This window comes from Faecalibacterium prausnitzii (assembly GCF_003287405.1).
GTDB classification, from domain to species: domain Bacteria; phylum Bacillota; class Clostridia; order Oscillospirales; family Ruminococcaceae; genus Faecalibacterium; species Faecalibacterium intestinale.
In genome coordinates, this window is record NZ_PRLD01000001.1 from 359,535 (window position 1) to 374,598 (window position 15,064).

Below are 15,064 nucleotides of genomic sequence, written 5' to 3' on the forward strand. Positions count from 1 at the left end.
ACGCCACACAGGCCGCGATGCCGCAGCCTGTGTACCCTTGGCCTTGCAGATCCGCAGGGCCCTCAAGTCCAAAAGGAGGTGCTACAAAAATGGCAAAGTACGAAACCATGCTGATTACCAGCGCCGCTCTCGATGAGGAGGCTTCCGCCGCTCTGGTGGGTAAGTTCAAGTCCCTGATCGAGGCTAACGGTACGATCGATTCTATCGACGAGTGGGGCAAGCGCCGTCTGGCCTACCCCATCAACGACGAGGAAGAGGGCGTCTACACCGTGATCAACTTCACCAGCGAGCCCAGCTTCCCCGCTGAGCTGGACCGTGTGTACAAGATCACTGAAGGCGTTATGCGCAGCCTGATCATTGCTCACGAGGAGTAATTCTTCTGTGACAGAAAGGGAGACCGTACTATGTTGAATGTTGTTGCTATCATGGGCCGCCTTGTGGCAGACCCGGAACTGCGTACCACTACGCAGGGAACCAATGTGTGCAGCTTCCGCATTGCCTGCGACCGCAATTTTGCGCGTCAGGGCGAGCAGCGTCAGGCCGATTTCATTGATATCGTTGCATGGCGTCAGCAGGCGGAGTTTGTGAGCAAGTATTTCCAGAAGGGCAGCCTGATCGCCATTGAAGGCAGTCTGCAGTCCCGTCAGTATCAGGATAAGAACGGCAACAACCGCACCGCAGTAGAGGTTGTGGCAAACAACATCAACTTTGCAGGCCCCAAAAGCAGCAATGCAGGCAACGGAAACGGCTATCAGAATGCCGCTCCGTCCTACCAGAACGCAGCGCCTGCCCGCCCGGCCGCCGTGGAGGCAGCTCCCAGCTATTCTGCCGGTAATGCAGACGACTTCGCCGTCATTGATGACAGCGATGACCTGCCGTTCTGACACGAAACGGTCCATCCGTTAAAAATCCAATAGGAGGTAATAAGCAATGGCTTTTGAAAGAACCGAAGGCTCTCGCCCCGCACGCCCCATGCGTCGCGGCCGCAAGAAGGTTTGCAGCTTCTGTGTCGATCGCATCGACACCATCGATTACAAGGACGTTCCCCGTCTGCGTAAGTACGTCTCTGAGCGTGCTAAGATCATTCCCCGCCGTGTGACCGGCACCTGCGCTTACCATCAGCGCGCACTGACCATCGCCATCAAGCGTGCTCGTCACGTTGCTCTGATGCCCTACGTCAGCGACTAATCTTTAAAAAACCAACCCGATCAAAATAATCAGCAATCAGCAAAGCGCTCTCACCGATGACAAGGTGAGAGCGCTTTTTTGCTGCGCTTTGGGGGCAGCAGCTCCCCTGCCCCGTTGACTTGACTCTATCTGCGGCGCAATGCGGTGTCCGCTTCGCCTTTTTGCGCAGCAGCTCCCGCATCACGGCTGTTCAGAATGCAGTGCCGGAGCATTTTTCGGGAACGTTTCCGCTGCTTTGTTCTTGTATACAAATTACAAATTCTCTACTAGTGTCGTGCAAAAAGTTACAAAGCGGTACGATAATTTCCGGTCTTTTCTGACTTGTACCGGTAATTATCGGTATTTTCGGTTTTGCTGCTTTGCACGCAAATCAAACTGCACAAATGCGAGGGGCAGCATTGCACACCTTGTACAAAGTTGAATTAACCTTATTGATTTTTTATACAGAATGTGCCATACTAATGTCACTGGAAACGTTCCCGACAACGTTCCCGAAACACTTTCAGAAAGCGAGGCTCGCCGACATGGCAAATCTGACCATCAAGGATATCGCACGGATCAGCGGCTGTTCCGTCAGCACCATCTCCCGTGTGATCAACGACAGGCCGGATGTTCGCCCGGAGACCAAGGAGCACGTTCTGAAAGTGATGCGGGAGGCCGGGTTCGTGCCCAACACCAACGCCCGACAGCTGAAGATCCAGCAGTCCCGCAGCCTTGTGTTTGTGGTAAAGGGCACCCGGAACATCTTCTTTTCCGATTTTCTGGTGCAGCTCCAGCGTGCCGCCACCCTGTACGGGTACAACGGCATCGTCTCTTATCTGGACGAGAACGCCAACGAGATCGACGCCGCCGAAAAGATTCTACGGGAGATCAAACCCAAAGGCATCATCTTTCTGGGCGGCAGCGTGGCCAACTTCCAACGGGGCTTTGACAGCATCAATGTCCCTTCGGTACTCACCACGCTGGTCACAGATGAGCTGAACTTTCCCAACCTTTCCATGGTGGGCGTGGATGACCGAGCAGCGGCCTATACCGCTGTGGACTACCTCATCCGGCAAGGGCACCGCAAGATCGCCGTTCTGGGCGGTCCGGTGACCAGCTACCCTAGCTTGATGCGCCGCAAGGGCGCACAGCAGGCCATGGAGAATGCAGGCATCCTGTTCAACGACAAGCTGTACGGCCTGTCCAACTACGATTTCGAGTCCGCCTACCACGCCATGAACAGCCTGCTGGCCCGCCGGGCAGATTTCACCGCCCTGTTCGCCATGAGCGACGTCATCGCCTTTGGTGCCATCCGGGCGCTGGTAAGTGCCGGGTTCCGGGTGCCGGAAGATGTTTCGGTGATCGGCTTTGACGGCATCACGATGTCCCGCTACTGCGTGCCGGTGATGACCACTATCGTCCAGCCCAGTGAGCAGATCGCGCTACAAAGCATCGAGCTGCTGGTACGGCAGATCGAGCATGGCTCCCCTGCCCAGACCGTGACCCTGCAGCCGGAATTGCAGCAGGGCGAAAGCGTAAGGGCAATTTAAATTTTGTATTCCCTCCGTCGAAGGACGGAGAGTATATAGTTGATCTGTAATTTTAATAAGAAGGAGAACTTATTATGAAAAAGATGATCACTCGTCGTAACTTCCTGAAGGCCGCTGGCGTTTCTGCCGCTGCTCTGGGTCTGGCTGCCTGCGGCGGCTCTTCCAGCAGCACCGCTTCTTCTGCTGCCAGTTCTACCGCTGCTTCCAGCACCGCTGCAAAGGCAGACGGCAAGGTCTACTACCTGAACTTCAAGCCCGAGCAGGATCAGGATTGGCAGGATCTGGCCGCTGAGTACACCAAGGAGACCGGCGTGCCCGTGACCGTTGTCACCGCCGCTTCCGGCCAGTACGAGACCACCCTGATGAGCGAGATGGAGAAGAGCGAGGCTCCCACCCTGTTCCAGGTGAACGGCCCTGTTGGTCTGGCAAACTGGAAGGATTACTGCTACGATCTGTCCGGCAGCCAGCTGTACGGCGAGCTGACCAGCGATTCCTTTGCACTGAAGGATGGCGACGCTGTTACCAGCATTGCATATGTCATTGAGACCTACGGCATCATCTACAACAAGGAACTGCTGACCGCTGCCGGTTACAAGCAGGAGGACATCAAGGGCTTTGCCGACCTGAAGAAGGTCGCTGATGACATTCAGGCCCGTAAGGCTGAGCTGGGCGTGGACGGTGCTTTCACCTCTGCCGGCATGGACGGTTCTTCTGACTGGCGCTTCAAGACCCATCTGGCAAACCTGCCCATCTACTACGAGTACAAGGCAGACGGCATTGGCTCCACCGACGCCATCAAGGGCACCTATCTGGACAACTACAAGCAGATCTGGGATCTGTACATCACCGATTCCACCTGCGACCCCAAGCTGCTGGCTTCCAAGACCGGCAACGACGCTGTGGCTGAGTTTGTGGGCAAGAAGGCCGTGTTCTATCAGAACGGCACTTGGGCTTACAATGATGTGAAGGATCTGGGCGACGACAATCTGGGTATGCTGCCCATTTACATCGGCGTGGACGGCGAGGAAAATCAGGGTCTGTGCACCGGTTCCGAGAACTTCTGGTGTGTCAACAACACCTCTTCCGAGGCTGACATTCAGGCTACTCTGGACTTCCTGTACTGGTGTGTCACCTCTGAGGCCGGCACCAGCGCGATGGCTGACAAGATGGGCTTCGTCATCCCCTTCAAGAAGGCCAAGGACTCCACCAACCCCCTGATCACCATTGCAAACCAGTATGTGGCCGACGGCAAGACCAGTGTTGACTGGTGCTTCTCCACCATGCCTTCCGAGGAGTGGAAGAACGGCGTGGGCAGCGCTCTGACTGCATACGCAGCAGGTACCGGCAAGTGGGACGACGTTGTCACCGCATTTGTGGACGGCTGGGCCAAGGAGTACAAGCTGGCCAACGGCTAAGTCTTTGACCGGAGATCTCCCTAGGAATTAAAAAGGGAGGCGGGCGAAAAGTTCGCCCGCCTCCTTTCCTTTTTTATCAGACAGCTCCCTCAGGAGGTATATCATGCAAAAAGCCATTAGTAAATACTGGCCGATATTTGTGCTTCCTACTCTGGTCGCCTTTATCATCGGCTTCATCTGGCCCTTTATCTGGGGCGTTTACCTGTCCTTCCAGCGGTTCACTACCGTTTCCAAGACCACCTTTGTAGGCATCCAGAACTACCTCTCGGTATTTCAGGATTCCACCTTCCTGCACGCCTTTGGCTTTACGGCGGTGTTTACCGTGGTAAGCACCGTGCTCATCAACGTGTGCGCCTTTGCCATTGCACTGGTGCTGACCCGTGGCATCAAGGGCACCAACATCTTCCGTACCGTGTTCTTTATGCCCAACCTGATCGGCGGCATCCTGCTGGGCTACATCTGGCAGATCCTGCTCAACGGTGTGCTGGCAAACCTGCAGAAGCCCCTGCTGGCTCTGGATGCCAAGGCCGGTTTTGTCGGTCTGGTCATCCTGATGTGCTGGCAGCAGATCGGCTACATGATGATCATCTATGTGGCCGGACTGCAGAGCGTGCCCGGCGACCTGATCGAGGCCGCTAAGATCGACGGTGCCAACGACCGCGAGATCCTGTTCAAGATCAAGATTCCCATGGTCATGCCCAGCGTGACCATCTGCACCTTCCTGACCCTGACCAACAGCTTCAAGCTGTTCGACCAGAACGTGGCCTTGACCGCAGGCGAGCCCGCCAACGCAAGTGAAATGCTGGCTCTGAACATCTACAACACCTTCTACGGCCGCTCCGGTGCGCAGTGGAAGGGCATCGGTCAGGCTAAGGCTGTTGTGTTCTTCCTGATCGTTGTGGTCATCTCGCTGATCCAGCTCCACTTTACCCGCTCTAAGGAGGTGCAGCAGTAATGTCGAAACAGAAAAGAACTTGGGATGTCATCCTTGCTGTTGTAATGGTGCTTCTCTGCCTGCTGTGGATCTACCCCATCGTGCTGATCCTGCTGAACAGCTTGAAAACCGAGGGCAGCTTTACCACCTCCACGGTGTTCCGTCTGCCCACCGCCGAAACTTTTGCCGGACTGCGCAACTACGTTTATGGCGTGACCAAGATGGACTTTCTCTCCAGCATGGGTTACAGCCTTCTGATCACCGTTACCAGCGTGGTGCTGATCCTGCTGTGCTGCTCCATGACCGGTTGGTACCTGACCCGTGTGAACAACAAGCTGAGCAAGTTCATGAACCTGCTGATCGTGTTCTCCATGGTCGTCCCCTTCCAGATGGTCATGTTCACCCTGTCCAAGACCGCTGACCGGCTGAAGCTGAACAACCCTTGGAACATCTGCATCATCTATCTGGGCTTCGGCGCCGGTCTGGCCGTGTTCATGTTCACCGGCTTTATGAAGAGCGTGCCCATGGAGATCGAGGAAGCAGCCATGATCGACGGCTGCAACCCCATCCAGATCTTCTTCAAGGTCGTGTTCCCCATCCTGAAGCCTACCATGATCTCCACCGCTATTCTGGAGACCATGTGGGTATGGAACGACTATCTGCTGCCCACGCTGGTGCTGGATATCAAGAAATACCGCACCATCCCCATGGCCATCCAGTATTTCCGCGGCGGCTACGGCCGCGTGGAGCTGGCTCCCATGATGGCCTGCATCATCATTGCAATCATCCCCATTATTATCCTCTACATGACCTGCCAGAAGTACATCATCGAGGGTGTCGTGGCCGGTGCTGTAAAGGGCTAAGGAGGTGCACGGTATGCGTGCAAGCGGCATTTTGATGCCGGTGTTCAGCCTGCCGGGGCCTTTTGGCATCGGTACGCTGGGCAGTGAAGCGACCGCATTCGTTGATTTTCTGGCCGAGGCAAAGCAGACCTATTGGCAGATCTTGCCCATCGGCCCTACCGGCTACGGTGACAGCCCCTACCAGAGCTTTTCCGCCTTTGCCGGAAACCCCTACTTTATCGATTTCCGTTTACTGGCGGCAGACGGCTATCTGACCGCCGAAGAGCTCCCCGCCGCGCAGCCGGTGGACACCGTCGACTACGGTGCGCTGTACAACCAGCGCCCGGTGCTGCTGAAAAAGGCTGTTGACCGGCTGTTGGCGGCTCCCTCCCCTGCTTACGAAGCCTTCTGCGCAGCGCAGAGCTTCTGGCTGGAGGACTACGCCCTGTTCATGGCGGTAAAGGCCGAACAGGGGCAGGCTGGCCTTGCCGACTGGCCGGACGCCCTGCGCTGCCGGGAGCCGGAAGCCATTGCCGCCGCAAAGGCACGGCTGGCTGACCAGATCAGCTACCACAAGGCAGTACAGTTCTTCTTCTACACCCAGTGGAACGCGCTGAAGTCCTACGCCAACCGCAAGGGTGTCCTGCTTGTGGGCGATATCCCCATCTACGTCAGCCCGGATTCCAGTGACCTGTGGACCCACCCGGAGCTGTTCCAGACTGACGGACAGATGCACCTGACCCATGTAGCCGGCTGTCCGCCGGATGCCTTTGCGGCAGACGGTCAGCTGTGGGGCAACCCGCTGTACGACTGGCCCACCCACAAGGCCACCGGCTTTGGCTGGTGGAAGCAGCGCATGAAGCACGCCACCTCCATCTACGATGTGGTACGCATCGACCACTTCCGCGGCTTTGAGAGCTACTATTCCATCCCCGCCGGAAGCACCACGGCTGCGGGCGGTCACTGGGAAAAAGGCCCTGACCGGGACTTTATCCACGCCATGCAGCAGACGCTGGGCGGCGGCAATATCATCGCCGAGGATCTGGGCTACCTGACCCCGGAGGTGAAGGCCATGCGGGCCGAGAGCGGTTATCCGGGCATGAAGATCATGCAGTTCGCTTTCGACAGCCGGGAATCGGGCAATTATCTGCCCCACACCTACCCCCGCAACAGTGTGGTGTACACCGGCACCCACGACAACGTGACCACCGAGGGCTGGCGCAGCAACGCCAGTGCCGAGGATGTGGCCTACGCCTGCCGGTATCTGCGCTGCACACCGGAGACCCTGACCGAGGGCATGATCTGCGCCTGCCTTGCCAGCGTTTCGGATACCGCCATCATCCCGCTGGCAGATTGGCTGCATCTGGGCAGCGAGGCCCGCATCAATACCCCCAGCACACAGGGTGCAAACTGGCGCTGGCGGCTGACGCAGCCCCTGCCCGCAGCATTGGCCGGGCACATCGCTGCGTTGACCACGCTGTATGAGCGTGTACCGGAAAAGCGTTAAACGCCCACTCCCCTTTTGCTTTCTATCCTGCAAAGCCACAAGGCATCTGCTTTCCCTGCTGTATCCTGCGCAGCGGGCACGGGCAGATGCCTTTGTTGTTTTTTATTTTTACGGTCCTGCTTTCCTCTACAACATTTTTTCACTGTGATAAAAACGGTTGTTTTTTGTATTTATATCGTATCACAGTCTATTTTGTAAATGCTCATCACAATATATTCACAAATGTATCATGATTTTTAAACCCGCGCTCTCTTGTCATTTTTGTGCAGATATGCTACAATTCAGTTACTAGATGAACTGCCCCTTGGGGAGTTCTGTGTGCGAAAGGAGTTTTCCATCATGGATCATACATATCAGCGCCCTCTGCAGCTGCCTGCCGGCTACGCTGTGCTCTCTGCCGAGGAGATGACCTACACCGAGGGCGGTGCTCTTTCCATCAATATCACCCCGCAGCAGGTCATGGCCTTTGGCATGACCGTTACTGTAAATCTGCTGGGCATGATGGGCCGTTATGCATTCCAAGGCGCTGTCTCCGGTATGCAGAATGCCTTGAACGATGGTTTGGACGTTGGTGATGCCGTGGGGCACTACTGGGGTCAGCTGAACACCTGGAGCAAGGTAGCTTCTATCGGTCTGGCCGGTCTGGGCGGCTACTACGCCTATATTCAGGCCCGCAGCATCTATCTCTCCGTCAAGAATCTGGTAACTGCCATCAAGGAGTCCATTGACGAGTATAAGGCCAACAAGAACGCTGCACAGGAGACCGAGCAGCAGAACTGCCTGCCTACGCTGGTAGCCCTGTGCTAAGTTTTTATCGTACCTGAAAGGAGTGTTCCTCTTTATGAAAAAGCTTCAGCTGCCTGCTTCCTATGCAGCGCTTTCTCCAGAAGAGCAGCGCACTGCCTTTGGCGGAAGCGAATTCGGCGATGCTGTCGGCAGCTTTTTTGATAACCTGCACTTCGGTGATTTCTTCTGGGAGGGCGGGCTGCTCTCGTTCTCCTTCACCTTTGTGCCCATGCTGTTTTTCCGCATGATCAAGGTAGGCGTACAGACCGGCATCAAGCTGTACCAGCAGTTCGCCCGTTTGCTTGGTGTGACCAGCGAAGCCGCCACCACTACCGTCCAGTATCTGGACAGTATCCAACAGCAGAGAAAGGATCGTCCCGTTACAAACTCTCTCCCCCAGCCCTTTTCTCTGCAGCAGTAAGCCATAAAAAAGCCGTGCATCCCGGAGCTTTCCGGCCATGCACGGCTTTTTTTTATGTTCAGATCACCCGGACTGCACCCTGTTCCCGCAGGCGCAGCACATAGCAGCTGCCCTGCCCGAACACCTGCTCGATGGCTGTATGGTACCGCTTGAGTAGCCGCCCGGGCACATAAGCCTGAATGGTACCTGCAAAGCCGCCGCCCTGCACCCGCCATGCGCCCTCACTGCCCTGCAGGATGCTCTGGCTCAGAGCCAGAGCCACCGACAGCCCCTGATGCCGCACATCCGCTGTGCAGTACACGTTCTGGCACAGCGCAAAGGAAGCTTGTCCGCTCTGTTTGACCAGCTCTGCAAACACCGGGAATCGCCTTGCATAAAGCGCCTCCCGCTGCGCTAGTGTACGGGCGTTCTCTTCAAAATAATGGATCGCCCGCAGCACCGCACGGTCTCCGCAGCGGCTGCGCAGGGCAGGCAGTGCCGCCCAGAACGCACTCTCTTCCACCTGACCCAGCAGCGGCTTGCCAAAGCAGGCAGCCACCTGCTCCATTTCCTGCCGGATGGCTGCAAACTCGCCGGTCAGCTCGCTGTGGCTGCCCCGGGTATCGGTGACGCAGAGGAACATCCCCTCCGGCAGCAGACCGTCCGCATGGAGCTTTTCGATCTTTGGGGCACGCGGATCGGCAAAATCTGCAAAAATAATACCGCCCACCGCACTGGTCAGCTGATCCAGCAGTCCGCTGGGCTTGCCGAAATAGGTGTTTTCCGCATACTGGCAGATGCCGGCCAGCTCTGCCGGGGTCAGCCCGGTGCTGTATTCCTCGTTCCAGATGGAGGCCATGCCCATCTCAAATGCCGCCGAGCTGGACAGCCCGGAGCCGCGCAGCACATCGCTGGCGGTATAGGCGTCAAAGCCGCCGATCTGCCTGCCCACCGCGCGGAAGCCCTCGGCAATGCCGCGGATCAGGCTGGCCGAGTGGGTGCTCTCCCCTGCCTGCGGCTCTGCGGTGGCAAGATCAATGACATCCAGCTTGTTGAAGCCCCGGGACTTGACCCGCACATAGCCATCCGTACTGCGGGCTGCCACCGCCACCAGATCCAGCGTGACCGCAGCCGCAAGACCGCAGCCGCCCTGATGATCCGTGTGGTTGCCGCCCAACTCTGCCCGCCCGGGTGCAGAGTACACCTGCACCTGCCGTCCGGGACCGAAATATAACTCGAACTGCTCCAGCGCTGCCGCATAACGCCCGCGCTGCCGCTGCAGTACCGCCGGGTCTGCCCCGTAAAGTGCAGCAAGTGCGGCGTCCCAGCTGCCCTGCAGGATCTGTTTTCTGAGTTGTGCACTGGTGGCCATGACAGCTCCTCCCCTCAAGAATGAACGATTCTGCTTTTTTGCCTATTGTAATGCATTTCGGGCGATTTTTCAATTTATTTGCCTTAAAAATCCAAATTTCGGCGTCAGGCGCAAAGAATAAGATGTACTTTTGTTGAATTTGCAGGGTGTTCTATGGTATACTGGGTGCAGAATGTGACAGGACGGAGGTAAAGCTGCCATGCCAGACGTTTATAAGCAATCCTTTAAGCAGAATTACACCAACAACATTGAATTGTCCATCTTCAACTGCGGCCTGGAGCGGTGCGCTCCGGGGCAGACATGGGGTCCCGGCATCCGTGACCACTACCTGATCCATCTGGTGGTATCCGGCAAGGGCATCTTTGAGGTGGGCGGCCGCACTTGGGAGGTGAGCGAGGGCGATCTGTTCTTCGCCCGTCCCAGCCAGCTGATCCGCTATACCGCCGACGAGCAGCAGCCGTGGGAGTACAGCTGGGTAGGCTTTAACGGTGCCTGTGCCCACAAGCTTGCCGCGCAGCTGCCCTTTACGGACGATGCCCCTGTGCACCACACCAGCGACCCGGACGGGATGCGGGCAGCCCTGAACAACATCTACTCCTCCCGCGGGCTGCAGCCGCAGGACGAAGCCGCCATGGTGGGGTATCTGTACCTGTTCATCGCCGCTCTGATGCGGGAGACCAGCGCAGGCAAGCCCCACACGGCCTCCTCCTCCAGCCAGTATGTGCTGAACGCCATCAAGTACATCCAGTTCAACTACTCCCACGACATCTCCATTGACGACGTAGCCAAGAGCGTGGGTGTTTCTCGCAGTCATCTGTACCGGGTGTTCATGCTGAACGTGGGCAAAAGCCCCATTGACTACCTGACCGAGTACCGCATCAACGAAGCCTGCAAGCTGCTGCGCGCCGGCAGCCTTTCCATTGCAGAGGTAGCGGTGTCGGTAGGCTTCTTCGACCAGTTCTACTTCTCGCGGGTGTTCAAGCGCGCCAAAGGCGTGCCGCCCAGCAAGTATTTTGCCGCCCAGCAGGACGCCGACCCGGCAGACCCTGCCCAACTGTAACCTGAGCCCATCACACAAGGAGAAACCATGCCTTTACAGAAAAACCAGATCCTGACCCTGCGCATCGAGCGCCTTTCCAGCGACGGCAGCGGCGTTGCCCACAGTGCCGATGGCGAGGCCGTATTCGTGCCCGGCACTGCCCCGGGGGACGAAGCCCGGGTGCGCATCGTGAAGGACTGCGGCCGGTATGCCTTTGGCATTCTGGACGAGCTGCTCACTCCCTCGCCGGATCGTATTCCGGTGGACTGCCCGGTGGCAGGTCCCTGCGGCGGGTGCAGCCTGCGGCATCTGGCCTACACTGCCGAGCTGCGCGCCAAACAGGAAAGCGTGCTGGACGCCTTCCGCCGCATCGGCGGGCTGGAGGTTCCGGTGCTGGATATCCTACCCTCCCCGGAGGTGGACCGCTACCGCAACAAGGTGCAGTTCCCTGTGGGCGTGGACAAGAACGGCGTACCCTGCATCGGCTTCTACGCCGGACGTACCCACCGCATCGTCCCCTGCCCGGACTGCAAGCTGCAGCCCGGCGTGCTGAACGAGATCGGCAACGCACTATGCGCTTTTTTTGCACAGCAGGGCATCCGCCCTTACGACGAGCAGAGCGGCAAGGGGCTGGTGCGGCACATCTTCCTGCGGCGCGGTGCGCACAGCGGGCAGATCATGGTGTGTCTGGTATGCACCCGGGCAAAGCTGCCCCATGCAGAGCAGCTTTGCACCGCACTGCGGGAGCAGTTCCCTGCCATCAGCACCATCCTGCTCAACGTCAACGCCAAAAACACCAACGTCATTCTGGGCAGTGAGAACCATATCCTGTACGGCCCGGGCTACATCGAGGACACTCTTTGCGGCGTACCGGTGCGGTTGGGGCCGCTGTCCTTCTATCAAGTCAACACGCTGGCTGCCGAGCGGCTGTACGGGGTTGCCGCGCAGTACGCGCAGCTGACCTCGGATGACGCGCTGCTGGATCTCTACTGCGGCATGGGCACCATCGGCCTTTCCATGGCAGATCAATGCCGGGAGCTGATCGGCGTGGAGATCGTGCCGGAGGCTATCGAGAGCGCCAAGGCCAACGCCGCCCGCATGGGCGAGGCTGTAGCTGCCAAGAGCCGCTTTTTCTGCGCCGATGCCGGACAGGCTGCCACCCAGCTGGCCGCCGAGGGCTTGCACCCGGATATCGTAATGCTGGACCCGCCCCGCAAGGGCTGCGATGAAGCCACGCTCTCCGCTGTGGTGCGCATGGCCCCCCGCCGGGTGGTGTATGTCAGCTGCAACCCCGCCACCGCCGCCCGAGACGCCGCATGGCTGGAGCAGAAGGGATACCATGCAGAGAAGGTACAGCCGGTGGATCTGTTTCCAAGGACGAAGCATGTGGAGACGGTTGTCTTGCTTTCCAAGGGAGAAATCGACTCGAAGAAGGTTCGTGTGGAGTTCTCACTGGAGGATATGGATATGTCCGGGTTCCAGAAGGGGGCGACCTACGAGCAGATCAAGGCGTATGTGTTGGAGCATACTGGCTTGAAGGTGTCTTCCCTCTACATCTCGCAAATAAAGCGCAAGTGCGGGCTGGATGTGGGGCAAAATTATAATCTGTCAAAGAAGGAAGATGCTAAAGTGCCAAAATGTCCGCCGGAGAAGGAAGCGGCGATCAGGGATGCGTTGAAATATTTTCAGATGATTTAAGAGTCTATTGAGCAAAAAAGCAGTAAATCAATTTCAGATTTACTGCTTTTGCTGGCCGGGCCGGTGAGCTACGAGCATTCATGACTTTTTGATAACTTGTTCCATACTGATATATTAAGCGGAAAGTTGTGGCCCTGTATTTTCAGAGGGAAACGAATGCTCCTTGAATATATCCCACAAAATATGCCATCGCTATACTCAGTGCAATGCAACATATACATAGTATTTCAGCAATTACCTTTTTTTCGATTATTTCATTTATGGACTTTCCGTAATCAATAGTAGACCATACCATTGAAAGCAAAAATAGAATTGAAATCCATTGAGTATGAAATGATAGTCCCATGCTAACAAATACATAGTTTGAGATGATGTAAAAAGCGCTTCTGACTACAACTTCTGTCACTTTTACAATCCGATTTCTCATAGAATTCTCCCTCTCTGATAATACTGTGGGCGGCAGCACTCCTTGCTGTCGCCCCTTGATTGCCTATCTGCAAAGGCGGGCGGGGCTGTCAACGGCGGCGCTTGCGCCGTTCATCTTGACCGTTGACTGGCTCGGCTGGCTTTGCTATTCCGTGATCTCTTTCAGTTATTGTCAAAGGAAATGTAGATAGTTAGACTATTGGGTATGTAGCTGATACTTAACCACTTTTCGTCGTTTGATAAAAGTGTCCCGATAGAAACATAGTTTTCTCCCTCGATTTCCTCTGACACATTTTCAATTACGGAAAAGCCTTCTTGGTTCAAAAGCTCCATATACTCGTTATAGTCGTTTTCGCTAATACCGGTAAGGTTGATATTACAATTCTCATGTTCTGTATCAAGTGTAGCCCATGCAACCGTACCAGGCGCAACAGGAAGCCCCTCTGTGTACTCATTCTCAGGCCAAACACCCTCGTCCAATTTTGTAACACTATTAGATTGCGTATTGTTCTCATTGCTTGTCGGTGTAGATGAGGTATTTTGATTAGAACACGCAGCCAAAAAAATCATAATCATGATTGTGAATACAGAAATATATTTCTTCATTGGTTACCTCCTGTTTTTGTGTATGGTTCGGATAATTAACAAAAGAGCAATAGCTGTTGCTGCAAACCCAATAGCCAAAAGGATTTGCGAAATATCAAAGGCAAACGCGCCCTCAATCTGTATATTTGTTGTCGCGTCGGCTTGTCCGATTGCTCCTTCTGGTACTTTTCCTGATTGTGTAACAGCATATACCGAAAAGGCAGCAGCCGCGATAACAAGCGCAGCAAGAGTAGAAATGATACCGTTCCGTTTTTTCGATTTGGTGTTATCAATGCCAAACTGTTCTGCGGTGCTGTCTGCAAATTCTTTTGGCGTCCCCAAACGCTGGATAATCTGCTGCTCTGTTTCTCCATGCTCCATAGCAGACGCAAAAACTTCATTCAAGTCACGTACAACCTCTTTTTTCATTTTGCGTGGTAAAGATAGTTCCTTTTCAACCTGTTTGATATATTGTTCTTTCATTTGGATACCCTCGCTTGTTGATAACTTTCTATAAAGCCGTTTACGCAGTTTTCATAGCTTGACCAAAATAAGATTAGTTCATCAAGTACATTCCTGCCTTTATCCGTTAAAGAATAATACTTTTTTGAGCCGCCATTTGCCGCAGCCGGAGCCAATCGGCATTTGATTAGTTCTGCTTCCTGCAAACGATACAAAATGGGGTAAATGGTTCCCTCTTTCGCATATCCCAAAACAGACGCACTATTGTTCAATTCAGTTATAATTTCATATCCATAAGTTTCCTTGCGTCCGATTAGGCACAAAAGTATCATTTCCAGAGAGCCTTTTTTGAATTGCTGGACATATTTGTTATTCATATCGTCGCCTCTCTTTAGCTTTGCTATTTAGGCTCGCTAAGTAGCAACTATATTATATCTCTTCCGAAGTATCAGAGTCAATAGGCTTAACGAAAAAGTTACAAGATGTCTGTGTAAGGTAATGACAGAATAGCGGTGTGCTGGCAAACTATGCTTTATTTTGTTTTTTATCTAAATCATTCAATAGGGCGGTAGCATCCCTATTGGCAAGGGGATTCCAAAAGGGAACAGCGTTCTCCTTTGTCTGGGGTGTTCAGAGGGGATAGTGTTCCCCTTTGACCGGAAGAATCCAAAGAAACCGGCGGTTTCGTGGCACACGATTTTCCGTAGGAAAGTCTAGTGTGTTATACCTTTGTGGAGCAGATGGCAGCCGGAATTGTAGCACACCCTGAAAAGTGTGGCCACAGTTGCGGCGTTCTGGCGGGAAAGGTTGCCCCTTGCGGGGCAGCATAAGCGACAGAAAAAGGCTGGCAGGCGGTGCGGGCAAGCACTGTCTGTCAG

The 15,064-nt window shown here is 55.3% G+C and carries 16 protein-coding genes; 12 read left to right on the plus strand and 4 right to left on the minus strand.

Translation table 11 applies throughout. The annotated features are described in order from the left end of the window. Positions 1–89 precede the first annotated feature (89 nt). From rpsF to C4N24_RS01890, 10 genes are all read left to right on the plus strand, one after another. Positions 90–374, plus strand: a complete 285-nt coding sequence (gene rpsF / locus C4N24_RS01845; RefSeq protein ID WP_005923879.1) for a 30S ribosomal protein S6 — start codon at positions 90–92, stop codon at positions 372–374. Between the two features lie 30 nt (positions 375–404). Beyond that, positions 405–884: a single-stranded DNA-binding protein gene (locus tag C4N24_RS01850; protein WP_112090090.1), complete on the plus strand. Its 480-nt coding sequence runs from the start codon at positions 405–407 to the stop codon at positions 882–884. A gap of 46 nt (positions 885–930) precedes the next feature. Beyond that, on the plus strand, positions 931–1,188 hold the full coding sequence (gene rpsR, locus C4N24_RS01855) for a 30S ribosomal protein S18 (RefSeq protein WP_015538096.1): 258 nt from the start codon (positions 931–933) through the stop codon (positions 1,186–1,188). Positions 1,189–1,712: 524 nt separating this feature from the next. Further along, complete coding sequence (locus C4N24_RS01860; protein WP_112090091.1) at positions 1,713–2,720, plus strand: LacI family DNA-binding transcriptional regulator; 1,008 nt, start codon at positions 1,713–1,715, stop codon at positions 2,718–2,720. A 74-nt stretch (positions 2,721–2,794) separates the two neighbouring features. Continuing rightward, a complete protein-coding gene (locus tag C4N24_RS01865) occupies positions 2,795–4,135 on the plus strand; it encodes an ABC transporter substrate-binding protein (protein ID WP_055185147.1) in 1,341 nt (446 codons plus the stop codon). Positions 4,136–4,238: 103 nt separating this feature from the next. Further along, a complete protein-coding gene (locus C4N24_RS01870; RefSeq protein WP_015538094.1) occupies positions 4,239–5,090 on the plus strand; it encodes a carbohydrate ABC transporter permease in 852 nt (283 codons plus the stop codon). After that, entirely contained in the window at positions 5,090–5,932 is an 843-nt protein-coding gene (locus tag C4N24_RS01875) for a carbohydrate ABC transporter permease (protein WP_112090092.1), read from the plus strand. Before C4N24_RS01870 ends, C4N24_RS01875 begins: the two co-directional genes overlap by 1 nt. A 13-nt stretch (positions 5,933–5,945) precedes the next feature. Further along, a complete protein-coding gene (gene malQ / locus C4N24_RS01880; protein ID WP_112090093.1) occupies positions 5,946–7,418 on the plus strand; it encodes a 4-alpha-glucanotransferase in 1,473 nt (490 codons plus the stop codon). 339 nt (positions 7,419–7,757) lie between these two features. Then, entirely contained in the window at positions 7,758–8,225 is a 468-nt protein-coding gene (locus tag C4N24_RS01885; protein ID WP_112090094.1) for a hypothetical protein, read from the plus strand. 34 nt (positions 8,226–8,259) lie between these two features. Then, positions 8,260–8,625, plus strand: coding sequence for a hypothetical protein (locus C4N24_RS01890; protein WP_112090095.1), 366 nt, complete (start codon positions 8,260–8,262; stop codon positions 8,623–8,625). A gap of 58 nt (positions 8,626–8,683) precedes the next feature. Here C4N24_RS01890 and C4N24_RS01895 read toward each other — a convergent pair whose 3' ends face one another. Further along, positions 8,684–9,976, minus strand: coding sequence for a galactokinase (locus tag C4N24_RS01895; protein ID WP_112090096.1), 1,293 nt, complete (start codon positions 9,974–9,976; stop codon positions 8,684–8,686). 199 nt (positions 9,977–10,175) lie between these two features. Here C4N24_RS01895 and C4N24_RS01900 point away from each other — a divergent pair, with 199 nt between their 5' ends. After that, positions 10,176–11,036 (plus strand): AraC family transcriptional regulator, encoded by an 861-nt coding sequence (locus C4N24_RS01900; protein WP_112090097.1) that lies wholly within the window; start codon positions 10,176–10,178, stop codon positions 11,034–11,036. A gap of 27 nt (positions 11,037–11,063) precedes the next feature. Next, positions 11,064–12,713 (plus strand): 23S rRNA (uracil(1939)-C(5))-methyltransferase RlmD, encoded by a 1,650-nt coding sequence (gene rlmD, locus C4N24_RS01905; RefSeq protein WP_112090098.1) that lies wholly within the window; start codon positions 11,064–11,066, stop codon positions 12,711–12,713. A 588-nt stretch (positions 12,714–13,301) separates the two neighbouring features. Here rlmD and C4N24_RS01910 read toward each other — a convergent pair. Genes C4N24_RS01910 through C4N24_RS01920 form a run of 3 tightly spaced genes read right to left on the minus strand, consistent with a single transcriptional unit; the run spans position 13,302 to position 14,563 of the window. After that, complete coding sequence (locus C4N24_RS01910; RefSeq protein WP_015534247.1) at positions 13,302–13,745, minus strand: hypothetical protein; 444 nt, start codon at positions 13,743–13,745, stop codon at positions 13,302–13,304. A gap of 3 nt (positions 13,746–13,748) precedes the next feature. Continuing rightward, a complete protein-coding gene (locus C4N24_RS01915; RefSeq protein WP_015537323.1) occupies positions 13,749–14,207 on the minus strand; it encodes a DUF1700 domain-containing protein in 459 nt (152 codons plus the stop codon). Then, positions 14,204–14,563: a PadR family transcriptional regulator gene (locus C4N24_RS01920; protein WP_015534245.1), complete on the minus strand. Its 360-nt coding sequence runs from the start codon at positions 14,561–14,563 to the stop codon at positions 14,204–14,206. Before C4N24_RS01920 ends, C4N24_RS01915 begins: the two co-directional genes overlap by 4 nt. Positions 14,564–15,064: the final 501 nt, after the last annotated feature.